Here is a 23,170-nt window from a genome sequence, read left to right as displayed (position 1 = left end):
ATTAACTGGATTCTGATTTCTACGGTGATTGGAGCGTCGGCATGCCATATCCCCAGCTGGCGGAGCAGCCCAATCGCACGGTGATCATGGTCGCGCAGTGGCGCGACCCCAAGAGATACCTCTGGCTACTTGGCTTGGTGGTTCCCACGGTCTTCCTCTTCGCCTGGTTCGGGGTGTACCTGACGGGCTCCGGCGTCTTCTGGTGGCTCGGTCCGATCGTGACGTTCGTGATCCTGCCGGTCCTCGACTACGCCGTCGGCCGGGACGACGAGAACCCGCCGGAGAGCGCTCTGGCCCGACTCGAGGACGACCGCTTCTACCGCTGGGCCACCTACCTCTACCTCCCCATCCAATACGCTTCGCTGGCGCTGGCCTGCTGGGTGTGGAGCGGCGGTGGCGGCGTCGCGCTCGGGACGGTCGACCGGATCGGTTTGATGGTGACCATCGGCGGCATCGGCGGCGTCGCCATCAACGCCGCCCATGAACTCGGCCACCAGCGGGCCAGGGTCGAACAGCGGTTGAGCAAGCTCGCCCTGGCACAGGCCTGCTACGGCCACTTCTTCGTCGCCCACAACCGCGGCCACCACGTTCGCGTCGCCACTCCCGAGGACCCGGCCAGCTCGCGGATGGGCGAGAGCCTCTACCTGTTCATCCCGCGGTCGGTCGCCGGAAGCGTGCGCTGCGCATGGCAACTGGAGCGCCGTCGCCTCCGTCGTTCGGGGCTGCCCGCCTGGGATCTGCGCAATGACGCCCTCAATGCCTGGCTCGTGTCGGCGGTCCTGTTCGGCGCGCTCGTCGCCCTCTTCGGCCTCGAGGTCCTGCCCTGGCTCGTCGGCCAGGCCGTCGTAGGCATCTGCCTGCTCGAGGCGATCAACTACATCGAGCACTACGGTCTACGGCGCCAGCGGCGGCCCAACGGGCGCTACGAACGGGTCCGGCCGTCGCACAGCTGGAACAACAACACCGTGGTTGCCAACCTCCTGCTGTTCCACCTGCAGCGGCATTCCGACCACCACGCCCACCCGGCTCGCAGGTACCAGGCCCTCCGCCACGACGACGAAGCCCCGCAGTTGCCCGCCGGCTACACCGCCATGCTGCTCCTGGCCAGCGTCCCGCCGCTCTGGCGACGGGTGATGGACCCGCGGGTGGTGGCCCACTACGGCGGTGACGTCAGCCTGGCCGCAGTGAACCCGCGTCACGAGAAGCGTCTGCGGGACCGATACCCACTGGCCGCGTGAATACCGGCTCCCGAGGCTCCTGAGGTGTCCGCGGAGACGGCCGATCTGGCCATCGTCGGGGCCGGCACCTCGGGTGCGCACACCCTGCTCGCGCTACTCGCAGAACTCGCGGCACCGCAACGCCAGCGCGGGCGTCCGGTGCGGATCGTCGTCTTCGATCGCGATCGTCGGTTCTTCACGGGCATCGCCTACGGCGACCGATCGGGCCGAGCGTCGCTCACCCTCTCGACGCTGAGACGGTTCCTGCCCGACGACGAGCGTGCCCGCTTCGTCGCGTGGCTGGTCGCCGGCAGGCACGACGTCGTGCCAGCGATCGCCGACCCGGCCTGGCTGTACCGTCACCGCGCCGCGATCGCCACGAACGGGTGGGACGACCTGTTCGTGCCGCGCCGGCTGTACGGCCGATACCTCCAAGAGCAGGTCGACCGGGCGATTCGGGACGCACGGGCCGCCGGGGTGGCCGAATGCGAGCTGGTCACCGGCGACGTCACCTCCATCGAACGCACCGGCGACCGGCACGTCGTCGGCGCCCGCGACGCCGGCGGCCGACGCGTTGAGCTCGACGCCGGCGCCGTCGTACTGACCGTGGGATCCCCTCCGGCGCGCCGCCTGCCCTGCGACGACGAAACGACCGACGGCATCGTGCACGACGCCTACGACCCCGGGCTCGACGCGACCCTGGCTGCGGTGCGCCGCAGACTGCTGGACCTGCCCGTCGACACCCGCCACGTCCTCGTGGTCGGCGCAAACGCGACGGCCCTCGAATTCGTCACGGCAAGCCATCGGATCGTCGACGAACTGCGAGCGCGTGTCACGGTGCTGTCGCCCAGCGGGCGACCCCGTCACTGGCGCCGCCGCAGCCCCGACGAGGTCGCCACCCTGAGCGCGACGTCCCAGTTGCGCAGCGCGGCCGAACGGGGTGCGCGAGTCACCGCGGCGCAGCTCTACCAGGCCGTGCACGCCGATCTGCGGACGGCCGTGGCTGCCGGCTCGGATCTGGCGACGGTTCCCGGATTGGCCGATGCCGTCCCCGGCTTCCTCGGTTACCTCGATGACGCCGACCGTGCCGCCATCGCCGAACGGTACGGCCTGGCGATCAGCCGGCTGCTCCGCCAGGACTGTGGTGACGCCGTCGACGTCGTCGAATCCGACGTCCGGTCGGGCACGCTGACGTTCGAGACGGGCCGCTACGTGGGCAGCCGCCGCGAGGAATCGCACTTCCGCGTCACCGCGACCGACGAGCGGGGCCGCCACGCCATGCTCGACGGACGGTTCGGCGCCATCGTGGGTGCCGTCGGGTTCGAGGGCGTGGCGGACACTCGCGACCCGCTGCTGCGGCAGCTGCTGCGGGACGGTCTCGCCGAGGCGTCGAGCTCGAATGCCGGGTTGCGCGTGGACGATCGATTTCGGGCCGCCCCCCACCTCTACGTGGTCGGTCCGTTGCTCGCCGGAAATGCCAACCGCAGCATGCTCATTTGGCACGCCGAGAGCGTGCGCCGAATCATGGGGGTGGCTCCAGCGGCTGCCCGGTTCATGGTGCGCGAGTTCGAGGCCGAGATCCTCGGGGCGCCGTGATGGCGTCCGCTCAGGAAACTCTCGCCGGGCGTGGCCAGATTCGCCATCGCGGGATCGGAAATTGGTTCGGAAAGTTTGCCTACCCGGCGGTGTCTCGCTTGCGGATCGACATGACCATTGGCACACTGACGAGGCATCGAGAGCTCGACGTGGACCCGTGCCAACTTAGCCGGACTTCGTTGATCGCCATATCGACGAATGTCCCATCCACCGACTCTCACCAGGAGATTTCATGAACTCCACGGGTGCGCCCGGCGCGAGCCGGCGGGGCCGTCACCGTCGGACTGCATCGTGAGGATCCTGGTCACCGGCATCCGGGGCTTCCTGGGCTCGGTGCTCGCACAGCGGGGCCGCGACACCGGTTGGTCGATTAGCGGCGTCGACCTCGACCTCTACCAGCATTCGATTGCTGACGGTGCCGGGGCACCCTCGGGTGAGCGCACGTCGACGAAGCGGTCGGACTTTCGCGACATTCGTGCCGAGGACTTGTCCGGCCATGATGCAGTGGTCCACCTGGCCGCGATTTCCAGCGATGCCGCGTGCGATCTGCGGACCGATCAGACGGGCCGCCTGAACGGTGCGTCCGCCATCGAATTCGCCCAGTTGGTCAAGAGCGCGGGCGTGCCGCGATTCGTCTTCGCGTCCAGCTGCAGCGTGTACGGCTCGGCGCCGAATCGCATCTCGCACGAGCGGTCCCGATGCGCACCGGTCTCGACCTACGCGAGGTCCAAGCTGGCGGCCGAAGCCGGCATTCGGGGCGAGGCGTCGTCGACGTTCGCCCCTACGATCCTGAGGTTCGCCACGTTGTACGGGCTCTCCCCCAACCTGCGCAGCGATCTGGTGGTGAACACCATGGTCGCGGCCGCCCACACGACCGGGGAGATCACGCTGCACGGCTCGGGTGAGCAGTCGCGGCCCCTGCTGCACGTCCGCGACGCCGCGGCGGCCATCCTGGACGTCCTGAAGTCGGATGAGGACGAGATGCGCGGCCAGGTCTTCAACGTCGCGGATGCCTCCGAGGGCTACTCGATCGCACAGATCGCCGAGATGGTGCGGACGCGGGTTCCTGGCAGCCGCATCGTGCGCCACCCCGCCTCCACCGACGCCCGGCACTACCGGGTGAACGCCGGCCGGCTGCGCCGGATCTGCCCGGGGCCCTCGGTGAGCATCGAGGACGGGTTGGCCGAGGTGGTCGATGGCCTAGGCCGCGCGACGTGGCAGGAACACGCATCGGCATCCGGCAGCAACCGAGCCCGGCGACTGCAGCACCTACTGGAGCGAGGAGAGCTCGGCGATGACCTTCGGTGGAGTGACTAAGCAGATGGCAAGTGACCGAAGCGGATTGGTGAGCGTCCTGCTGCCATGCGGTGACCGGCCCCATGCCGTGGCGCACTACGCCATCCCGTCGGTGCTCGCGCAGACGCACGGGGATTGGGAACTCGTCGTCGTCAGCGAACACGCGGACAACGCGCGGATGCGTGCCGCGGTAGCCCAGTTCGACGATCCAAGGATCCGCTACGAGGAGATCACCGGCACCCGGGCAGGGGCATTCGACCGCGCCAGGGAGCTGGCCCGCGGTGCGGTGCTGAGCGTGCTCGACGAAGACTCCGAGTACCTGCCCGGTCACCTCCGCGCCAGCCTGGACGCCCTCGCCGACCACGATGCCGACGTCGTCTATTGCGCCGCGGCGTTCTGCGATCCGAACACCGGTGAGCGGTCCGAGGTCAACTTCGACCCGGCCGGCGTCGCAGCGGGAAGGGACGTGCCCCATCCGGCCGCGATCAGCTTCACCAGCGCGTGGGGAGACGAGTCGGGCGAGGGCTCGACATGGGCCGCCCTGTTCGGCAAGGGTGCCCGCCTCGCCGTCGTCGACGCCGCCAACGTGGTGTCCCGGGGTGACGACGTCACCGGCCGGGTCCGGGTGTCCATGCCGTCACTGCCCCCGACCGAGCGGCTGCACGAACTGGTCGACGAGATCGCCTCGTCGCGACGGCTGTCGAACCACGGCCCGCTCAACGCCGCCCTCGAGCAGGGGCTGGCGGAGTACATCGGCGCGCGGCACGTGATCACGGCGGCCAGCGGCGACACCGCGCTGGGGATGGCGATGATCTTCGCGGCCAACCAGCGCAGCGACCGCACCGAGGTGGTACTGCCCAGCTACACGTTCCCGTCCACGGTCAACTCCGTCGTACGAGCCGGGCTCGTACCCGTGTTCTGCGACGTCGAACCGGACAACCTGTGCGCCTCGGCGGCGACCATGGCACCGATGATCACCGACCGCACCCTCGCGCTATCCCCGGTCCTGGCGCATGGCGCACCGTGCGACATGGCTGCCATCGAGGACCTGGCGCGCGACTGCGGGGCGTTCCTGATCACCGACGCCGCCGCTGCGCTCGGCGCCACGATCGGCGACCGCAAGGTGGGCACCTACGGCGACATGGAGATGTTCAGCCTCAGCAGCACCAAGGTGCTCTCCGCGGGTGAGGGCGGCTTCCTGAGCCTGCACGACGACGAGGCCGAGGCCCGGCTGCGCGAGATCGGCCGCTACGGCCTCGACGAGACCTTCTCCTGCGTTGCGGCCGGCGTCAACGGGCGACTTGCGGAATGGCCTGCCGGTCTGGCGCTGGCCGGAATCGACCTGCTCGACGGCTGGCTGGCCGCCCGACGCCGGACCGCCACGATCTACGAGGAGGGGCTGGCCGACCTGAAGCACCTGCGCGTCGTCCCGCATCGGCAGGCCGATCGCGTGGGCACCGCCAAGGACGTCGTGCTGGTCGTCGAATCCCCTCGGCTGCGCGACGAGCTGGCCGACCGCCTGCTGCGCAACCGGATCGAGACGCGCCCGTACTTCCGGCCCGTGCACGTCATGGCGCCGTTCAAGCATCTGGTGCGCACCCCCCTCGAGGTGACCGATCAGCTGGCCGACTGCATGCTGTCGCTGCCGATCACCAACGAGTTGCCGCAGTCGACCGCCGAATACGTGATCGGCGTCCTGCGAGACGAACTCGAGGACCTGACCGCAGGAGCCTGACCTTCCGGCCAGGCCCCTGCGTCCCCCTCATGCGGCGGTCGGCTTGCGGGCCAGCGAGAAGATCTTCCGCACGACGGTCGCGAACTGCTTGGGCAGCGGGCCCGTGTTGTACGGGATGCCGTACCGCTCGCAGATGTCCTGGACCTCGACCGAGATCTCGGCATGCCGGAACGCGGGGATGTCGGGGAACAGGTGGTGCTCGATCTGGAACGACAGGTTGCCGCTCATCACGTGGAACCACTTGCCGCCGGTGAGGTTCGCCGAGCCGAGGATCTGGCGGAAGTACCACATGCCTCGAGTCTCGTTGGCGGTCTCCTCCTTGCTGAATTCCTGGGTGCCGTCCGGGAAGTGCCCGCAGAAGATGATCGCGTAGGACCACACGTTGCGGATCAGGTTGGCGGTCAGGTTGCCGGTGAACACCCACGGCGCGAACGGGCCGGCCAGCAGCGGAAAGGCGACGTAGTCCTTCAGCGTCTGCTTCTTGACCTTGCGCCAGATGCCCTTGAGCGTCTCGCGCTTGTCGGCGATCGAGATCTCACCGGAGCGGATGCGCTCGGTCTCCAGCTCGTGCAGCGCCACGCCGTACTGGAAGAGGATCATCAGCAGGAACGCGTACACCGGGTTGCCGTAGTAGTAGGGCACCCAGCGCTGATCCTCGCTCATCCGCAGGATGCCGTAGCCGATGTCGCGGTCCATGTCGACGATGTTGGTGTAGGTGTGGTGCATGTAGTTGTGCGAGTGGCGCCACTGGTCGCTGGGGCACGCCGAGTCCCACTCGAAGTTGCGGCTGGTCAGCGCGGGGTCGCCCATCCAGTCGTACTGGCCGTGCATGACGTTGTGGCCGATCTCCATGTTGTCCAGGATCTTGGACGCCGCGAGCATGGCGGTGCCGGCGATCCAGGCGGGCGGCAGGACGCCGGCGAACAGCAAGGCACGGCCGCCGACCTCGAGTGCGCGCTGGGCCTTGATCACGTTGCGGATGTAGTTGGCGTCGCGTTCGCCGAGATCGGCGACGACGCGTTCGCGCAGTTCGTCGAGTTCACGGCCGAAGGCGTCGGCCATCTCGGGGGTCATGGTGACGGGCTTGCCGCGCACCATCTTGGTGATGGCCTGTGCAACGGGCTGGGGCAGCACCTCGGCGACCTCGGCCTCGAGGGCGGGCTTTTCGAGCATCGCAGTCATGTGGCACTCCTTCTCGGTGGGATGGGTTAGAGGGCGAGTTCGACGTCACCGACGGGAACGGACACGCAGATCTGCACGTCCTCCTCATCGGCCGTGGAGACGGCGCCGGTGACGAGGTTCTTCACCGCGCCGCTGGTCTTGCGGCGGGTGCAGGTGTGGCAGATGCCCATGCGGCACCCGCTCTCGGGCGTCAGTCCTGCCGCCTCGGCCTGCTCCAGCAGGGAACGGCCGTCGTCGAGGACGTCGATGCCGCTGTCGGCGAAGGCCACGGTGCCTCCGGATGCCTCGTCGGGCACCGCGAACACCGGCGGGACGAAGGATTCGAAGGCTGCGTCGGGGAACAGCTCGCGCACGGCGTCGACCAGGGCCGGTGGGCCGCACACGTAGACCGCGTCGGGTTCGGGCATGCTATCGACATGACCGGCGCCGAAGTACCCCGTCAGGTCGCCTGCCTCGGGCGACCGGGAGTAGCCGTGCAGCACGCGCACACCCGGCATCGCGTCGAGTTCGGCCCGGTAACAGGCCTCGTCCGGGGTGCGAGCGTAGTGCACGAAGGTGATCTCCCGATCCGGGTCGGCGTCCTCGGCGACCAGGGTGCGCAGCATCGACAGCACCGGGGTGATGCCGCTGCCGCCGGAGACGAACAGCACGCGTCGCGGACGCAGGGCCGGCAGGGTGAAGTCGCCGCCCACACCGTCGAGACCGACCACCATGCCCGGCCGGGCGTGGCGGAACAGGTACTGGGAGACCCGGCCCTCGTCGTGCACGCCGATGGTGAGCTCGAGGAGCGACGTGCCCTCGGCGTTGGCGGGCGAGTAGCAGCGGGTCTGCCGACGGCCGTTCACCTCGACGGTGAGGTTGACGTGCTGACCGGCGCGCAGCGCCGGCCCGGCGGCGAACGCCGCGTTGGGTTGCAGGGTGAGGGTGACGCTGCGGGGCGTCTGGCGACGGACCTCGACGATCTTGGCGCGAGCGTCGCCCAGCGTCCACGTGGGCTCTACGAGCTCCGTGTACCGATCGACGCCGTGTGGTCCGGTGAGCAGGTCGACCAGCGGCGACCGCAACAACCGGTCCCGCAGGCTCAGCGTCTTCGTTTGAGTGAACATGTGTATACCGTGCGCCGATCGGCGCTGCTCGTCAATGGATTCGACCAGGTTGTGTTAGGTTTCACATAGTGAACGAACGTACGCCCAGTTCACGATCGTCTCGCCCGGGACGCTCGACACCCGGCCGTGAGGACGACAGACGGCGCAGTTCACGCTCCGCCCGGGACACCCCGTCGCGCGAGGAGCGCAAGGAAGCGACCCGCCGGGCCATCGTGGCGGCCGCCCTCAAGCTGCTGGAGGAACGCAGCTTCAGCGCACTCAGCCTGCGCGAGGTGACCCGCGAGGCAGGCATCGTGCCCGCCGCCTTCTACCGCCACTTCGACTCGATGGAAGCCCTCGGCCTGGTGCTCATCGACGAGTCGTTCCGCGCCCTGCGGGACATGCTGCGGGGTGCACGTGCGGGCAAGCTGGATCCCAGCCGGGTGATCGAGTCGACTGTCGACATCCTCATCGCCGGTGTCAACGAACGCCGGGAGCACTGGCGTTTCATCGGCCGGGAACGCAACAGCGGCGTCACCGTCCTGCGCTACGCGATCCGCACCGAGATCCGCCTGATCACCTCGGAGCTGGCGATCGACCTGACCCGGTTTCCCGGTCTGAATGACTGGAGCGCCGAGGACCTCAACATGCTGTCCAGCCTGTTCGTCAACGCGATGATCTCGATCGCCGAAGCCATCGAGGACGCACCCGATCAGGCCGCGCTGGACGACATCAGGAATACCGCGGTCAAGCAGCTGCGGCTGATCATCGTCGGCATCACCGGATGGCGCAGTGAGGATGCGGGCCCACTGCTGGGCTGAGGCGCTGTCAGTCGGCTTGCGTCGTACCTGCTCGAAAGGTCATGCGGCCGAATCTTATTCGGTTCGGCGCCGGTCAATCGCCGCCGGACGGCCCGCCTTCGGTGATGATGAAGCCAGCTGAGATCGCGAATGGCAAGCGGCTGAACGGTTTTCAAACTGTGAGACCGCTCTCATCGGGCGCATCCGACCGATCCCCGCCGATTCGACGGACGCCGATACCTCCCGTAGCGTCGGAAGGCGACCCCCCGACCCCGAGCTACGGGAGCAGAGAGTCCAATGTCTGAGGGATTCACCTCGATGACCGACGTCGCCGTGCCGATCGCGTGGGTGTGCGCCGCCGTGGTCGCCGCCTACTTCCTGGGAGTGATGCTCTCCTGGGTGCTGCAGCGCATCGGTCGGCACAGCACGCTGATCACCGACGTCGCCAGGTTCACCCGCATTCCGGGCCGGGCGACGCTGATGGTCATCGCCGCCAGCATCGTCGTGAAGCGGGCCGTGCCCCCGTCCGCGTCCTGGCGCGGCTGGGTAGACCATGCCCTGCTGATCCTGTTGATCGCTGCGACCACCTGGGTGGTGGCGAGTCTGGTGCGCGTCGCCGAACGGCAAGCGATCGCCAAGTTCGGCGGCGGGGACGACGCGATGACCGACGCCGACCGCCACCGACGCAAGGTGCGGACCCAGGTAACGGTGATGCGCCGCGTCGTCATCGCGATCATCGTGCTGTTCGGGCTCTCCTCGGCGCTGATGACCTTCCCGTCGTTCACCGACGTCGGCAAGACGCTGTTCGCCTCCGCGGGTGTGCTGTCGGTCGTGGCGGGTCTGGCCGCTCAAACCTCGCTCGGCGCGGTGTTCGCCGGCATCCAGATCGCGTTCTCCGATGCGATCCGCGTCGGCGACGTCGTGGTGCTCGAGGACGAGTGGGGCCGGATCGAGGAGATCACCCTCACCTACGTCGTCGTGCATCTGTGGGATGAGCGCCGCCTGGTGCTGCCGTGTACCTACTTCACGACCAAGCCGTTCCAGAACTGGACGCGCAACGCCACCGAACTACTCGGCACCGCCGAGTTCGACCTCGACTTCACGGTGCCGATCGATGCGATGCGCGCGGAGCTCGACCGGCTGCTGTCCGCCGACGAGCTGTGGGACGGCCGCGTCGGCGTCGTGCAGGTGACCGACTGCGTCGGCGGATACCTGCGCGTGCGCATTCTGGTCAGCGCGTCGAACGCGCCTGCGCTGTTCGATCTGCGCTGCCACGTCCGCGAAGGCATCACCACCTGGCTGCAGCACACCAACCCCGGCGCGCTGCCCCGTTGGCGGGTCGAGCAATTCGGCGGCCGGGCATCGGCGCTCGAGAACAGGGACGTCACCGCACCCGGCGACCTGTCCGACGCGTCGCTGTTCAGCGGCAGCAGCGACGCCGAGCGGCGGGGACGCGTCTTCGACCACGGCGAAGCGATGGCCGAGAGCGTCAACGGCGCGGGCGCGGCGGGATTCGACGGTCGGGTGCGCTACGACGGCGGATAGCCGACCGGGCGGGCTCACGCCGCCGTGCTCACCCGTCCCGAGACCATCGATGACGCCAGCGTCACCGCCGGCCTCGGCAACTGCCAGCGCTCGCAGCCCTCGCGGAGCGCGTCGTCGATGGCATGCGCGATCGAGGTCAATTGCGGGACTTGGCCCTTCAGCCAGATGTCGGTGGAGCCGCCGCTGAGCATGATGCGCCTGGTCGGGTTGCCACAGGTCTTCAGCAGCGCCATCCGGCACAGCAGTCGCTCGGCCACCGAGGCCCACTCCACGGCGCCGTCGGAGTCGTCGACTTCGCCAAGCAGACCAATGACCCGCAGGCGACGGTCGCCGAGCACCAGGGGCGAATGCTCGTCGAGGTAGAGATAGCTCGTCCGCTCGGTGCACGCGGTCAGGCCGGCGATTTGCGCCGGTGTGCAGACCACGAACCGGAACACCCCGAGTTTCACGGCTCGTCGTACCGTGTCGGTTCTGGTGCCGCACCTGAACACGATCTGGCTGGGACGAATGCCGCTGTACTGCACCAGGTCCAGCTCGTCGTCGTCGTGGGCGGTGACCGTCGCACCGTGCTCGCGGACCCAGGCCGTCACGGTCGGGTCGTCCAGCGCGGCGCCGGGTACGTCGTAACCGGCGCCCGTCACCACGCGGCGGACGAGTTGGATGGAGGTCTGCAGCGAGAGCGGAATCGCCTCTGGCGCATCGACGGCAATGGGCATGCCTTCAGGAGTACGCCCCGTCGCGACGTCCGAAGCGATCGCATACGCAACCCTGACGTCGTGCGCGCCGATACTTACGCAATATTGATCCCCGTCGAGTGTGTGTGCAGTAGCTGCACGCCGTCGCGGTGAGTTGCGTGCTTCCTCTCCACGCTCGGCCGGGGTGAGAGGGTCAGCGGGGTGTGCCGCCCCCGTCGACGATGACGACGGTGCCCGTGATGTAGCTACCGGCATCCGAGCACAACAGCAGTGCGGCACCGACCATCTCGTCCGGCGAGGCGAGTCGCTTCAACAGCGTGCCCGCCACCATGTGATCGATCGCCTGCTGCGGGTTCTGCCGCATCATGTGGGTGTCGACGGGTCCGGGAGCGAGTGCGTTGACGCGGATGCCGTCACCCGCGAACTCGGCTGCCATCGACCGCGTGTAGGACATCATCGCCGCCTTGGCCGCCGCGTACATCGACAGACCGGGGGCAAACAGGAAGGCGCCCACCGACACCACGTTGAGCACCGCGGCGTGACTGCTCGCCTTCAGATGCGGCAGCGCGGCCTGCACGAGGAACACCGGCCCTCGCACGTTGACCTCGTTGGACTTCGCCCACGCCTGTGCCGACTGCGAGCCCAGCGGTTCAGCGAGCGCGTTCGCCGCGTTGTTGACCACCACGTCGACACCGCCGAACTCGGCCACGGTTCGGCCCACCAGGACGTCGAGATCCTCGAGTGCACCGACGTGGGCGGGCACTCCGATGGCCTTCCCACCCCCCAGGGCGCGCAGGTGCTCGGCGGCCTCATCACAGGCGTCGGCCTTGCGGCTGGCGACGACCACGTTGGCACCGGCGAGCGCGAAACCCTCCGCCATCGCCAGGCCAATGCCCCGGGTGCCACCGGTCACGATCACGGTGCGGCCGGTCATGTCGAACAGTGCGTCGAATGTCGTGCGATCCACGCTGGCCAGTAGAACACGTTTCAGTTCGACGCAGGCCTCATCTCGCCACGATCAGGGCAACGGCCGGGCACTCTCGAACCGGCGCGGCCGGCCGGTCAGCGGATCGTCGAACTCCAGGGTGTGCGCCAGCAGGGCGAGCGGGCGGGAGAAGTCGTCCGGCGCCACGTCGCGCACGTGCGGGTAGAGCGGGTCGTTGATCAGCGGCAGCCCGAGGGATGCCATGTGCACGCGCAGCTGGTGCGTGCGCCCGGTCCGTGGCGTCAGCCGGTACACCCCGTCTGGCGAGACCAGCTCGACGAGCGTCTCTGCGTTGGGCTCGCCGGCCTCCTCGAAGGCCTGCAACCGGCTGCGCTGCTTGACGATTCGGCTGGACAGCACCGCGGGCAGGGCCAATCCGGGGTCGACCGCCGCGCGCGCCAGGTAGGTCTTGCGCACCTCACCCCGCGCGAACATCGTCTGGTAGGCGCCGCGTACGTCGCGCCGGACGGTGAACAGCAGCACCCCGGCGGTCAACCGGTCGAGACGGTGCGCAGGGCTCAGCTCCGGCAGGTCCAGCGAGCGGCGCAACCGCACCAGCGCGGTCTGCGCGACGTAGCCGCCGCGCGGCATGGTGGCAAGGAAGTGCGGCTTGTCGACCACCACGACGTCGCCGTCTCGGTACAGCACCGGAACGTCGAACGGCACCTCCACCTCGGCGGGCAGGTCGCGGTACAGGTAGACGTGACTGTTGGGCGCGAGCACCGTCGAGGCGGTCACGATCGAACCGTCCGCGCAGACGACCTCTCCAGCAAGGACTTTGGCGGCCGCGTCCTCGCCGAAGCGGTCGGCGAGCTCGACCAGCACGGCGCCGCCCCGCAACCGCACCCGGGCGGGGCCGAGGCCGTCGCGCACCGGAAGCGGCGCGGGTCGCCTCACGTCAGCGGGACGGGCTCGAGGATCTCGGCGCGCGCCTCGGGCGCGGCGGCGCGCAACGCATCGGCGGACTCGTCGTCGGGCTGGGTCTGAGAGAGCACCTCGGCCTCGACCCGGGCCAGATAGATGGCCACCTCGCGTTCGACGTCCTCGGGACTCCAACCAAGAACGGGCGCAACCACTTCGGCGACCTCACGGGCGCAGTCGACGCCGCGGTGCGGGTACTCGATCGAGATGCGCATGCGCCTGGCCAGGATGTCCTCGAGGTGTAGCGCACCCTCCGCCGCAGCGGCATACCAGGCCTCGACCTTGAGGTAGACGGGCGCTTCGGTGATGGGCGCCAAGAGCTCCGGGCGCCCCTCGGCCATTGCGAGCACCTCGCCGATCAGCGAGCCATAGCGGTCCAGCAGGTGGCGCACCCGGTACGGATGCAGGTCGTAGTGCGCACCGACGTGCTCGGTCTGGTTGATCAGCGCGAAGTAGCCGTCGGCGCCCACGAGCGGCACCTTCTCGGTGATCGACGGCGCCACCCTGGTCGGGATGAACTGGCTGGCCGCATCGATGGCGTCCTCCCCCATCACCCGGTAGGTGGTGTACTTGCCGCCGGCGATCGCCACCAGACCCGGGGACGGGGAGGCCACCGCATGCTCGCGGGAGAGCTTGGAGGTCTCCTCGCTCTCACCGGCCAGTAGCGGCCGCAAGCCCGCGTAGACGCCGTCGATGTCGTCGTGGTTCAGCGGTGTGGCGAGCACCTCGTTGACGTGTCCGAGGATGTAGTCGATGTCGGCCTTGGTGGCCGCGGGGTGCGCGAGGTCGAGGTTCCAGTCGGTGTCGGTGGTGCCGATGATCCAGTGCGTGCCCCACGGAATGACGAACAGCACCGACTTCTCGGTGCGCAGGATGATCGCCACCTCGCTGACGATGCGGTCGCGGGGCACCACGATGTGCACGCCCTTGGAGGCACGCACGCGAAAGCGACCGCGTTGCTTGGACAGCGCCTGGATCTCGTCGGTCCACACGCCGGTGGCGTTGACCACCACGTGGCCGCGGACGTCGGTCAGCGCACCGTCCTCGGTATCACGGACCCGCACGCCGGTCACGCGGTCACCCTCGCGTAGCAGCGACACCACCTGCGTCGAGGTGCGCACCACCGCCCCGTAGTGCGCCGCGGTGCGCGCCACGGTCATGGTGTGCCTGGCGTCGTCGACGACGGTGTCGTAGTAGCGGATGCCACCGATCAACGAGCTGCGCTTCAGGCCGGGCGCCAGCCGCAGCGCACCTGCCTTGAGCAGATGCTTTTGCGCGGGAACGGATTTCGCACCGCCCAGCTGGTCGTAGAGGAAGATGCCCGCGGCGACGTAGGGCCGCTCCCACAGCCGCTTGGTGAGCGGGAACAGGAATGGCAGCGGCTTGACCAGATGGGGCGCCAGGGTCGTCAAGGAGAGCTCGCGTTCGTGCAGCGCCTCGCGTACCAGTCCGAATTCGAGCTGTTCGAGATAGCGCAGGCCGCCGTGGAACATCTTCGAGGACCGGCTCGACGTGCCGGAGGCGAAGTCACGGGCCTCGACGAGCGCCACCTTCAGACCGCGGGTGGCCGCGTCCAGCGCGGCGCCAGCGCCCACCACGCCGCCACCGATGACGACGACGTCGAACTGCTCACTTCCGAGACGTTCCCACGACTGGGATCGCCATTCGGGGCCGAGAAGGGTCTGGCCGTTGCCCGGACCGGGGATCGGGTCGCTCACGCCAAGGACTCCTCTAGTTACTGGCCGGTAGGCGTACGTCTGCGAGCCTACGTGTCTTCAGTCCAGATCGTCGTGGGCCATCAAGCGCCGAGCGGCTTCCACCGTCGAGCCCGACAGCGATGGGTACACCGACAACGTCTGCGCCAGATCGCTCACCGAGATCCGGTTCTGCACCGCCAGTGCGATCGGCAGGATCAGTTCCGACGCGATCGGCGCCACGACGACACCACCGATGACGACGCCGGTCGCGGGGCGACAGAAGATCTTCACGAAGCCACGGCGCAGCAGCGACATCTTGGCCCTGGCGTTGGTGGTCAGCGGCAGCATCAGCGTGCGGGCCGGCACCGAGCCGTTGTCGATCGCGGTCTGCGGCACCCCCACCGCTGCGATCTCGGGACGGGTGAACACGGCCGCGGCGACGGTGCGCAACCGGATGGGCGACACACCCTCACCGAGCGCGTGATACATCGCGATGCGGCCCTGCATGGCTGCCACCGAGGCCAGCGGCAGCAGGCCGGTGCAGTCCCCGGCGGCATAGATCCCGGCCGCGGTGGTACGCGAAACCCGGTCCACCGAAAGATAATTGCCGGCAGCGAGCTCGATGCCGACCCTCTCTAGTCCCAAACCCTCGGTGTTGGGCACCGACCCGACCGTCATCAGCGCGTGGCTGCCCTCGACCGTGCGGCCGTCGGCCATCGCGACCACGACGCCGTCCCTGGTGCGCGTCACGGAGTCGGCGCGGGCGTTCTTGACCAGCTTCACGCCGCGCTCGGCGAACGTCTCCTCCAGTACCGCGGCGGCGTCGGAGTCCTCGTGGGGCAGGATCTGGTCGCGGCTGGCGACCACCGTCACCGGCACGCCCAACTCGGTGTAGGCATTGCAGAATTCGGCACCCGTGACACCAGAACCGACGATGACCAGATGCTTGGGCAACTCGGTGAGGTCGTAGAGCTGACGCCAGTTCAGGATCCGCTCGCCGTCGGGCACCGCATGGGGCAGCACCCGCGGGCGGGCACCGGTGGCGATGAGTACGACGTCGGCCTTGAGTACGCCCACCTTGCCATCGGGTGTGGTGACCTTCACACGGTGGTGGGCCATGCCGGGGCTGTCGTCGACGAGTTCACCGCGGCCGTGCACGACCGTGACGCCCTCACGCAGCAAATTGGACCCGATGTCCGCCGACTGCGACCGCGCCAGGGTCTTGACCCGATTGTGGATCTGCGGCAGCGAGATCTTGGCGTCCTCGATCTTGATGTCGAACCCGAGTCCGTCGGCGCGCCGCAGCTCGGTGCGCACGCCGGTGGACGCGATGAACGTCTTCGATGGCACGCAATCCCAGAGCACGCAGGCGCCGCCGATGCCGTCCGAGTCGATGACGGTGACCTGCGCGACGTCGGGCCCGCGGCCCGCGGCGACCAGTGCGGCCTCATATCCGGCAGGACCGCCGCCGATGATCACGATTCGGGTAGCCACGGGGTACATCTAACCCCGTGGGTCGAGTCGATCGCCCAGTAGTCCCGCGACCCCTTAGGCTTGCCCCCGTGCCGCTCTACGCCGCTTACGGGTCGAACATGCATCCTGAGCAGATGCTGCAGCGCGCCCCCCACTCGCCGATGGCGGGAACGGGCTGGCTGCATGGTTGGCGTCTGACCTTCGGTGGCGCGGATCTCGGCTGGGAGGGTGCCCTCGCGACCCTCGTCGAGGACCCCCTGTCCAAGGTCTTCGTCGTGCTCTACGACATGACCAAGGAGGACGAGGAGAACCTCGACCGCTGGGAGGGTTCCGAACTCGGCTTCCACAAGAAGATCCGCTGCCGCGTGCATCGCGAGACCTCCGACACCGACACCGATCCGGTGCTCGCCTGGCTGTACGTCCTCGACGCGTGGGAGGGTGGCATCCCGTCGGCCCGCTACCTCGGGGTGATGGCCGAGGCCGCCGAGATCGCCGGTGCGCCCGCCGAGTACGTCCACGATCTGCGCACCCGGCCCGCTGGGAACGTCGGCCCGGGCACCTAACCCGTCACCGACCGCCCCGATCGGCGCAGACTCGACCGCTAGAAGCCGGCGGACTGCTCGACGATGTTGGTGAAGACCCGCACGCCGACGCCGAGTGCCCGCTCGTCGAGGTCGAACGTCGGCTGGTGCAGGTCCAGCTGCGGCCCGTGCCCAGGCCACACGCCCAGGCGCGCCATCGCGCCGGGGACGTCCTCCAGATACCAGGAGAAGTCCTCGCCGCCACCGGACTGCTTGGTGTCGGTCAGCACGTCGGGCCCGATGGCCTCGATCGCGTGGGTGAAGATCCGCGTCGAGATCTCCTCGTTGACCACCGGCGGCACACCCCGGCGGTAGTGCACGCCGAACTCCACCTGCAGCGGCGCCAGGATCGACGCGACGATCTCGCCGACCAGGTCCTCCATCGCGACCCAGGCCTCGCGGCTGGCGGTGCGGATGGTGCCCGCGATGGTGCCCGCCTGGGGGATGGCGTTGGCCGCGACGCCGGCGTTCACCGCACCCCACACCATCACGGTGTTGTTGCGCGGGTCGACGCGCCGCGAAAGCACGCCGGGCAGACCGGTGATCAGCATGCCCAGCGCGTAGACCAGGTCGCCGGTCAGATGCGGCCGTGAGGTGTGCCCGCCCGGTGAGTGCAGGGTGATCTCGACCTGATCGGCAGCCGAGGTGATGGGCCCCGGCCGGATGGCGACCCTGCCGACCTCCAGCCGGGGATCGCAGTGCAGCGCGAAGATCCGCGAGACCCCGGCCAGCGCCCCGGCGGCGATCGCGTCGATGGCGCCGCCCGGCATCAGCTCCTCGGCGGGCTGGAACAGCAGCCGCACGCCGACCGGCAGCTCCGGCACCGAGGCCAACGCCAAGCCCGCGCCGAGCAGGATCGACGTGTGCCCGTCGTGCCCGCAGGCGTGCGCGACGCCCGGCACCAGCGACGAGTACGGCGCATCGGTCCGCTCGGCCATTGGCAGGGCGTCCATGTCGGCGCGCAGCGCCACCCGCGGCGCGTGTTCGGGGCCGAAGTCGCACGTCAGCCCGGTACCGCTGGGCAGCACCTTCGGATTGAGCCCGGCATCGGCCAGCCGCGATGCGACGAACTGCGTGGTCTCGAACTCCTGGCGCCCCAGTTCGGGGTGCTGGTGGATGTGCCGCCGCCAGGCCACCAGCTCGTCGTAGTGGGCGGCCAGCCAGGCTTCGGTGTATTCGGCGATGCTCACCTGCGCGCCGCCTTCGCTGCCAGCACCCGGTCGCGCTCGGTGGGCGTCTCGGCCAACTGGACGACGGTGCGGGCCAGCATCACGGCTCCTTCGATCACGGCCTTGTCGGCGCTGGGTCCGGCCGCCGCCGCGGCGAAGGCCGGTTGGTGGATGGACGCCCCCTCGGCGTCGATGCCGACGATAGGGTGAATGCCCGGCATCAGCTGGGTGACGTTGCCCATGTCGGTGCTGCCCAGGGGCATGGCGGCCTCGAACTCGGCGGCGACGGGTGTCCGGCCGACGCGCACCATCTCGGCACGGAACACTTCGGCTAGCCAGGTGTCGGGTGTCAGCTCCAGGTAGGACGGCTCCGTCGCACGCACCTGGTGGCCGCAGCCGGTGGCCACCGCGCCGGCCAGGAAGCAGTCCGCCATCCGGCTCTCCAGCTCGCTGAGCGACCCGGCGTCGTTGGCGCGCATCGTGTAGTGCATCTCGGTACGGGCGGGGATGACGTTGGTGGCCTGTCCGCCGTCGGTGACGATGCCGTGCACCATCTGACCGGGCGCCAGCTGCTGGCGCAGCAGCCCGATCGCGACCTGGGACACCGTGATCGCGTCGGCGGCGTTCAGCCCGAGATACGGTGCGACGGCCGCGTGGGCCTCGCGACCGGTGTACTCGACGGCGACCTGCGACAGCGCCAGCGACCGGGCCCGCGCGATGTCGATCGGGCCGGCGTGCAGCATCACCGTCGCAGCGAGGTCGTCGAACGCGCCCGCCTCCAGCAGCACCGCCTTGCCACCGCCGGACTCCTCGGCGGGAGTGCCGAGCAACACGACCGTCAGGTCCAGCTCCTCGGCGACCTCGGCCAGGGCCAGCGCCGTCCCGACCGCGGAGGCCGCGATGATGTTGTGGCCGCAGGCGTGGCCGATGCCCGGTAGCGCGTCGTACTCGGCGCAGATGCCGATGACCAGTGAGCCGCTGCCGAAGTCGGCCCGGAATGCGGTGTCCAGCCCCCCGGGCGCCGCAGTGATCCGAAAGCCGCGCTCGGCCACCAGCGCCTGGGTCTTGGCGCAGCTGCGGTGTTCGGCGAACGCCAGTTCGGGTTCGGCGTGGATCGAGTGCGAGAGCTCGACGAGGTCGCCACGACGTCGCTGGACGACGTCCTCGACGGTCGCCGCGGCTGTGTCGGTGGGCATCGGAGAAGTATCTCACCGACCAATTCCCTTCTCGCGCGAGCGCTAGGCTGCCTCGCTGTGACCAGTACGCCGACCGACCCGCAAGCCACCGCCGAAGCGGCCGCCGACCAGCTCAGGGCGCGTACCGGGATCGACGCGTTCGACGTCGCCGTCGTGCTCGGGTCGGGGTGGGCGCCCGCGGCAGCCGAACTGGGTGAGCCGAGCGCGGTGGTCGCCATGGCCGACGTGCCCGGCTTCACTCCCCCGACCGCCGCCGGGCATGGCGGAACGTTGCTGGCGGTGCCGGTCGGAGACAAGCGAATCCTGGTGCTGCTGGGCCGGATTCACGCCTACGAGGGGCACGAGCTGCGCCACGTGGTGCATCCCGTCCGGACCGCATGTGCGGCGGGGGCCCGCACCGTCGTGCTGACCAACGCCGCGGGCGGGCTTCGCGCGGACTTCACCGTCGGGCAGCCCGTGCTGATCAGCGATCACCTCAACCTGACGGCCCGCTCACCACTGGTGGGTGCCAAGTTCGTCGACCTGGTCGACGCCTACTCGCCGCGCCTGCGGGAGCTGGCCCGCGAGGTCGACCCGTCGCTGGCAGAGGGCGTCTACGCGGGGCTGCCCGGGCCGCACTACGAGACGCCGGCCGAGATCCGGATGCTGCGCACGCTGGGCGCGGACCTGGTGGGGATGTCCACGGTGCACGAGACGATCGCAGCCAGAGCTGCCGGTGCGGAGGTGCTGGCGGTATCGCTGGTGACCAACCTGGCGGCGGGCATGACGGGCGAGCCGCTCAGCCACCTCGAGGTGCTGGAGGCGGGACGTCAGTCGGCGACGCGGATGGGTTCCCTGCTGTCCGAGGTGCTGGCGCGCCTGTAGGCGGACCGCTGCGACAGCGCGGCGAGGCCGCGGGAGATCATCGGCGCGGCGAACAGCATCAGCAGGACGCGCACCACCTGCGCGGCGACGACGAAGGTGACGTTGGCACCGGTCTCGACGGCCGTGGCCAGCACGGCGTAGATGCCGCCGGGACTGGTGGACAGGTATCCCTCCAGCGGGCTGATGCCGGTGACGTCGGCCAGCAGGATGCCCAGCCCCGCGCAGGCCAGGTTGAGTACCACGATCAGGCCCAGCGCGGTCGGCAACGCGCGACCGATGGCCCGCATGGACTCCCGGGTGAACGCCACCCCGGCCTGCCAGCCGATCACGGCGTACCCGAGCTGCACCAGCACCATCGGCACCTCGAGCCCGAATGACGTCCCGGTCAGCTCCAGTGCGATGGTAACGGCCATCGGGCCGAGCAGCCCGGCGCCGGGCAAGCGGGCCAACCGACCGGCGGTGGCCCCGACGAGGACGATCACGACCAGCATGGCCAGGCTCAGATACCAAGGGGCGGAACCGGTTTGCACCGGAGCGGCCGACGGACCGCTCTTCTCGGCATGGAAGACCAGCGTCACGACGATCGGCATCGAGGCGGTGATCAGCGCGACCCGCAGGTACTGCACCACCGCGACCACCCGATCGTCGCCACCCAGCTCCCGGGCTATCGCGACCAGACCCGATGCGCCACCGGCGACCAGTGCCAGAGACCCGGTGAGCGGGCTGATGTCGCGGTGCAGACCCAACAGGGCGCCCGCGCCGATGCTGAGCACCAGCGTCGACAGGGCCACCGCGACGACGATGGGCCAGTCCGAGCCGAGCGCCGTCAGTGCGTCCCGGTGGACCATGGTGCCGATGTAGACGCCGAGCACGCCCTGGGCGGCGATCCCTGCCCGGCGGGGCACGCCGGCCGGCGCGAGTGACAGCAGGGCCAGCACGATGCCGACGATCAAGGCGGCGAACAGGGCTGCGGACGGCACACCGATGAGGTTCAGGGGCACGGTCACCGCGATCGTGATGACCGCCAGCAGTACCCATTTCCACATGTCTACAAGTATGCGCTTGTCAAAGAAAGATCTCAACCTGGCGATAGTTATGGAAATACCAAGGTATAACTTGGTAATGCAGTCGAACACAGCCAATGCGACGGAGCTGCGGGAGTCGATCATGGCGCTGACCCGGCAACTTCGCCGGCACCGCAGCGACAACGGCCTCACCCTCGGTCAGCAGCAGATCCTCGGCGAGGTCAGCCGGGCCGGTGTCACCACGCCCGCCGAGCTGGCCACCCGGATGCACGTTCGGGTGCAGTCGCTGACCGACGGCATCAACCATCTGGAGTCCCAGGGCTTGGTGGCCCGGCGCACCGATGCCCACGATCGACGCCGCCAACTCGTCGAGGTGACCGACGCCGGCATGGCGTTGCTCGAGGCCGACCGCGCCGAGCGCGACGAATGGCTGAATGCCGCGATGCGCGACACGTTGACCGAGCTGGAGTTCAACCTGCTGATGCTGGTGGCCCCGGTGCTGCGCAAGCTCGCCGACGGCGATGAGCGTTCACGCGGGGCCTGAACGCCAGGGGGCTCAAGCCGCCGTGCTGCTCGGCGGAGCCGGACCGCCGGGCTGGCCATCGGCGTGCTCATCGGAGACGGTCACCGACCCTCCGGGCGGGGTGGCCACACCGCCGGCGCGAAAGTCCGGGCCCACGCCGGGCTTGGCGGACTGCCAGGCGTCTTCGCTTGGTAGGCGCAGCCTTTCGGGGTGGTGGTAGTCGTTGGTGCGTTTCTGTCCGCTGTCGAGGTGGGGTGGCGGAAGCCATTCGACGTCATGGTGCTGACCGAAGCGAGTGGTCCAGCCCCCGGGTCCCACCGCCCGGTTGTCGGGGCCGCACGCCAGCGCAAGATCGTCGACGTTGGTGTCACCCCCGGCGGTCCAATCCTTGGCGGCGTGGTGGACCTGAGCACCATAGGCGGGCACCGTGCAGCCGGGCTTGGTGCAGCCGCCGTCGCGGGCGATCAGCGTCAGGCGTTGGGCCACGGACGCGGTGCGTCGGGCCCGGAACAGGTCGAGGGCGGACCCGGTGGCGTCGTCGAACACGGCCAGGTAGTTGGTCGTGTCGACCCGGGCGGCCATCTTCAGCACGTCGACAACGGGGATCAGGGCGCCCCCGCCGGTGACACAGATACCGGCTTGCGCGCGAAGTTCCGCAAGCGTGGTTCGCACGATGATCGAGGTCGGCAGCCCGTTGAGCTGACCCAATTCGCCCTTGTCCAGGGCGGCGCGTCCGATGAACTCCAGCGCGTCGTGGCGGCGTTGCTCCAGGGTGCGGGTGTCGGCGTCGATCTGAGCCTGGGTCGGGATGCCCGTGGTGCAGGGGTTCTCGTTGGCGGGGTTGCACATCCCGGGGGCGGCGTATCGGGCGAAGAGTACCTCCCACACCGCCCACGCCTGCGGGGTGAGTGCGGCCTTCAACTCGGTCATGCCGGTCGGCTGCTGCTTGGCGACCGACACGCCGCGGCGGCGGGCGCGTTCGGCGTCGTCGGGCATGGGCCCGTCCTGGTCGAGCAGGAACAACGTCCGGTTCACCTGGTCCGTCAGCTCCTTGGGGCCCGACCCGACGGCGTGGCGCACCCAGTCGCACTCGATCCTCGCCCGGGTTTCGCCGTCGACCCAGCCGGGCAGGCGCCTCGTGGCGAGGCGGATCACGGTGACGTGCTCGGGGGTGACGAACCCCAGCTGCTGCGCGGTTGCAGTCGCCTCCAGCACCGGGGGCAGCGGTTCGCCGGTGACGGTGCGTCGCGGACCCAGCAGGTCGCTCTCGGCCAGGCGACGGTTCGCCTCCTCGGAGGACAGCCGCCAGCGGATCATCGCCACGTCACGCCAGGACTTGGCGCCCAGGTCCCTGGCCGTCGCCTCAATCCGCAGCCGCGCCAGGAGGCGGTGGTTCTGACTCGGCAACTGACAGCTCAGGGTCTGCACCTCGTCGAGAACCTCGAGCAATTCCGGGCAGGTGAGCCCGTCGACGTCGCAGCCGGCCAGTGCGTCGTACGCGGCGCGCAGCGCGGTCAGCGCCTCCCGCATGGCCGTGAACGTCACATCTCGAACGTATGTTCGAAGTATGAGGAATCAGCGACGT

Annotated in this window: 20 protein-coding genes; 9 read left to right on the top strand and 11 right to left on the bottom strand. The window is 69.3% G+C overall.

Features of this window, described 5'->3' with window-relative positions; genetic code table 11:
* Positions 1 to 41 precede the first annotated feature (41 nt).
* From SBI80_RS02830 to SBI80_RS02815, 4 genes are all read left to right on the top strand, one after another.
* Complete coding sequence (locus tag SBI80_RS02830) at positions 42 to 1,238, top strand: alkane 1-monooxygenase (protein WP_318972901.1); 1,197 nt, start codon at positions 42 to 44, stop codon at positions 1,236 to 1,238.
* Positions 1,239 to 1,262: 24 nt separating this feature from the next.
* Complete coding sequence (locus SBI80_RS02825) at positions 1,263 to 2,813, top strand: FAD/NAD(P)-binding protein (RefSeq protein WP_318972900.1); 1,551 nt, start codon at positions 1,263 to 1,265, stop codon at positions 2,811 to 2,813.
* A gap of 291 nt (positions 2,814 to 3,104) precedes the next feature.
* Positions 3,105 to 4,130 carry an NAD-dependent epimerase/dehydratase family protein gene (locus SBI80_RS02820; RefSeq protein WP_318972899.1) on the top strand — a complete coding sequence of 342 codons (1,026 nt, stop codon included), beginning with the start codon at positions 3,105 to 3,107 and terminating at the stop codon, positions 4,128 to 4,130.
* Positions 4,131 to 4,134: 4 nt separating this feature from the next.
* Complete coding sequence (locus SBI80_RS02815) at positions 4,135 to 5,844, top strand: DegT/DnrJ/EryC1/StrS family aminotransferase (RefSeq protein WP_318972898.1); 1,710 nt, start codon at positions 4,135 to 4,137, stop codon at positions 5,842 to 5,844.
* Between the two features lie 27 nt (positions 5,845 to 5,871).
* Here SBI80_RS02815 and SBI80_RS02810 read toward each other — a convergent pair whose 3' ends face one another.
* Both SBI80_RS02810 and SBI80_RS02805 read right to left on the bottom strand, forming a co-directional pair.
* Positions 5,872 to 6,942 (bottom strand): fatty acid desaturase family protein, encoded by a 1,071-nt coding sequence (locus SBI80_RS02810; protein ID WP_318973653.1) that lies wholly within the window; start codon positions 6,940 to 6,942, stop codon positions 5,872 to 5,874.
* Positions 6,943 to 7,052: 110 nt separating this feature from the next.
* Positions 7,053 to 8,132, bottom strand: coding sequence for a ferredoxin reductase (locus tag SBI80_RS02805; protein ID WP_318972897.1), 1,080 nt, complete (start codon positions 8,130 to 8,132; stop codon positions 7,053 to 7,055).
* A gap of 68 nt (positions 8,133 to 8,200) precedes the next feature.
* Here SBI80_RS02805 and SBI80_RS02800 point away from each other — a divergent pair, with 68 nt between their 5' ends.
* Both SBI80_RS02800 and SBI80_RS02795 read left to right on the top strand, forming a co-directional pair.
* A complete protein-coding gene (locus SBI80_RS02800; RefSeq protein WP_318972896.1) occupies positions 8,201 to 8,932 on the top strand; it encodes a TetR family transcriptional regulator in 732 nt (243 codons plus the stop codon).
* Between the two features lie 276 nt (positions 8,933 to 9,208).
* Positions 9,209 to 10,456 carry a mechanosensitive ion channel family protein gene (locus tag SBI80_RS02795; protein ID WP_318972895.1) on the top strand — a complete coding sequence of 416 codons (1,248 nt, stop codon included), beginning with the start codon at positions 9,209 to 9,211 and terminating at the stop codon, positions 10,454 to 10,456.
* 14 nt (positions 10,457 to 10,470) lie between these two features.
* Here the strand turns inward: SBI80_RS02795 and SBI80_RS02790 are convergent, their stop codons facing one another.
* The 5 genes from SBI80_RS02790 to SBI80_RS02770 all read right to left on the bottom strand — a co-directional run bounded on the left by SBI80_RS02790 (position 10,471) and on the right by SBI80_RS02770 (position 16,248).
* Positions 10,471 to 11,172: a hypothetical protein gene (locus tag SBI80_RS02790; protein WP_318972894.1), complete on the bottom strand. Its 702-nt coding sequence runs from the start codon at positions 11,170 to 11,172 to the stop codon at positions 10,471 to 10,473.
* Positions 11,173 to 11,344: 172 nt separating this feature from the next.
* Positions 11,345 to 12,118 carry an SDR family NAD(P)-dependent oxidoreductase gene (locus SBI80_RS02785; protein WP_318972893.1) on the bottom strand — a complete coding sequence of 258 codons (774 nt, stop codon included), beginning with the start codon at positions 12,116 to 12,118 and terminating at the stop codon, positions 11,345 to 11,347.
* A 51-nt stretch (positions 12,119 to 12,169) separates the two neighbouring features.
* Entirely contained in the window at positions 12,170 to 13,033 is an 864-nt protein-coding gene (locus SBI80_RS02780) for a pseudouridine synthase (protein WP_318972892.1), read from the bottom strand.
* Positions 13,030 to 14,775: a glycerol-3-phosphate dehydrogenase/oxidase gene (locus tag SBI80_RS02775; RefSeq protein WP_318972891.1), complete on the bottom strand. Its 1,746-nt coding sequence runs from the start codon at positions 14,773 to 14,775 to the stop codon at positions 13,030 to 13,032. The genes SBI80_RS02780 and SBI80_RS02775 overlap by 4 nt, the downstream gene beginning before the upstream one ends.
* Positions 14,776 to 14,832: 57 nt before the next feature.
* A complete protein-coding gene (locus SBI80_RS02770) occupies positions 14,833 to 16,248 on the bottom strand; it encodes an NAD(P)H-quinone dehydrogenase (protein ID WP_318972890.1) in 1,416 nt (471 codons plus the stop codon).
* A gap of 68 nt (positions 16,249 to 16,316) precedes the next feature.
* Between SBI80_RS02770 and SBI80_RS02765 the strand changes: the two genes are divergently transcribed.
* The gene (locus SBI80_RS02765) at positions 16,317 to 16,790 is read left to right on the top strand and encodes a gamma-glutamylcyclotransferase family protein (RefSeq protein ID WP_318972889.1); all 474 of its coding nucleotides are present in this window, start codon (positions 16,317 to 16,319) and stop codon (positions 16,788 to 16,790) included.
* Between the two features lie 38 nt (positions 16,791 to 16,828).
* Here the strand turns inward: SBI80_RS02765 and SBI80_RS02760 are convergent, their stop codons facing one another.
* Positions 16,829 to 17,998, bottom strand: coding sequence for an amidohydrolase (locus SBI80_RS02760; RefSeq protein WP_318972888.1), 1,170 nt, complete (start codon positions 17,996 to 17,998; stop codon positions 16,829 to 16,831).
* Positions 17,995 to 19,173, bottom strand: coding sequence for a M20 family metallopeptidase (locus tag SBI80_RS02755; RefSeq protein WP_318972887.1), 1,179 nt, complete (start codon positions 19,171 to 19,173; stop codon positions 17,995 to 17,997). The genes SBI80_RS02760 and SBI80_RS02755 overlap by 4 nt, the downstream gene beginning before the upstream one ends.
* A 57-nt stretch (positions 19,174 to 19,230) precedes the next feature.
* Between SBI80_RS02755 and SBI80_RS02750 the strand changes: the two genes are divergently transcribed.
* Positions 19,231 to 20,037 (top strand): purine-nucleoside phosphorylase, encoded by an 807-nt coding sequence (locus tag SBI80_RS02750; protein WP_318972886.1) that lies wholly within the window; start codon positions 19,231 to 19,233, stop codon positions 20,035 to 20,037.
* On the opposite strand, the gene SBI80_RS02745 is transcribed toward SBI80_RS02750, so the two are convergent.
* The gene (locus SBI80_RS02745; protein ID WP_318972885.1) at positions 19,983 to 21,083 is read right to left on the bottom strand and encodes an AbrB family protein; all 1,101 of its coding nucleotides are present in this window, start codon (positions 21,081 to 21,083) and stop codon (positions 19,983 to 19,985) included. The genes SBI80_RS02750 and SBI80_RS02745 overlap by 55 nt on opposite strands.
* Positions 21,084 to 21,159: 76 nt before the next feature.
* On the opposite strand from SBI80_RS02745, the gene SBI80_RS02740 reads away from it, so the two are divergent.
* Complete coding sequence (locus SBI80_RS02740; RefSeq protein ID WP_318972884.1) at positions 21,160 to 21,606, top strand: MarR family winged helix-turn-helix transcriptional regulator; 447 nt, start codon at positions 21,160 to 21,162, stop codon at positions 21,604 to 21,606.
* A 12-nt stretch (positions 21,607 to 21,618) separates the two neighbouring features.
* Here the strand turns inward: SBI80_RS02740 and SBI80_RS02735 are convergent, their stop codons facing one another.
* Positions 21,619 to 23,115, bottom strand: coding sequence for an HNH endonuclease signature motif containing protein (locus tag SBI80_RS02735; protein WP_318973652.1), 1,497 nt, complete (start codon positions 23,113 to 23,115; stop codon positions 21,619 to 21,621).
* Between the last annotated feature and the right edge of the window lie 55 nt (positions 23,116 to 23,170).

The sequence above is a fragment of the Mycolicibacterium sichuanense genome (genome assembly GCF_033741125.1).
Lineage (GTDB): Bacteria > Actinomycetota > Actinomycetes > Mycobacteriales > Mycobacteriaceae > Mycobacterium.
This window is presented reverse-complemented; position numbering and strand designations above follow the sequence as displayed.

Excerpts from the sequence above, each read along its gene's own strand:
- SBI80_RS02830 (WP_318972901.1), top strand. The coding sequence starts at position 42 with ATGCCATATCCCCAGCTGGCGGAGCAGCCCAATCGCACGGTGATCATG.
- SBI80_RS02815 (WP_318972898.1), top strand. The coding sequence starts at position 4,135 with ATGGCAAGTGACCGAAGCGGATTGGTGAGCGTCCTGCTGCCATGCGGT.
- SBI80_RS02810 (WP_318973653.1), bottom strand. The coding sequence starts at position 6,942 with ATGGTGCGCGGCAAGCCCGTCACCATGACCCCCGAGATGGCCGACGCC.
- SBI80_RS02805 (WP_318972897.1), bottom strand. The coding sequence starts at position 8,132 with ATGTTCACTCAAACGAAGACGCTGAGCCTGCGGGACCGGTTGTTGCGG.
- SBI80_RS02795 (WP_318972895.1), top strand. The coding sequence starts at position 9,209 with ATGTCTGAGGGATTCACCTCGATGACCGACGTCGCCGTGCCGATCGCG.
- SBI80_RS02790 (WP_318972894.1), bottom strand. The coding sequence starts at position 11,172 with ATGCCCATTGCCGTCGATGCGCCAGAGGCGATTCCGCTCTCGCTGCAG.
- SBI80_RS02755 (WP_318972887.1), bottom strand. The coding sequence starts at position 19,173 with ATGCCCACCGACACAGCCGCGGCGACCGTCGAGGACGTCGTCCAGCGA.
- SBI80_RS02745 (WP_318972885.1), bottom strand. The coding sequence starts at position 21,083 with ATGTGGAAATGGGTACTGCTGGCGGTCATCACGATCGCGGTGACCGTG.
- SBI80_RS02740 (WP_318972884.1), top strand. The coding sequence starts at position 21,160 with ATGCAGTCGAACACAGCCAATGCGACGGAGCTGCGGGAGTCGATCATG.
- SBI80_RS02735 (WP_318973652.1), bottom strand. The coding sequence starts at position 23,115 with ATGCGGGAGGCGCTGACCGCGCTGCGCGCCGCGTACGACGCACTGGCC.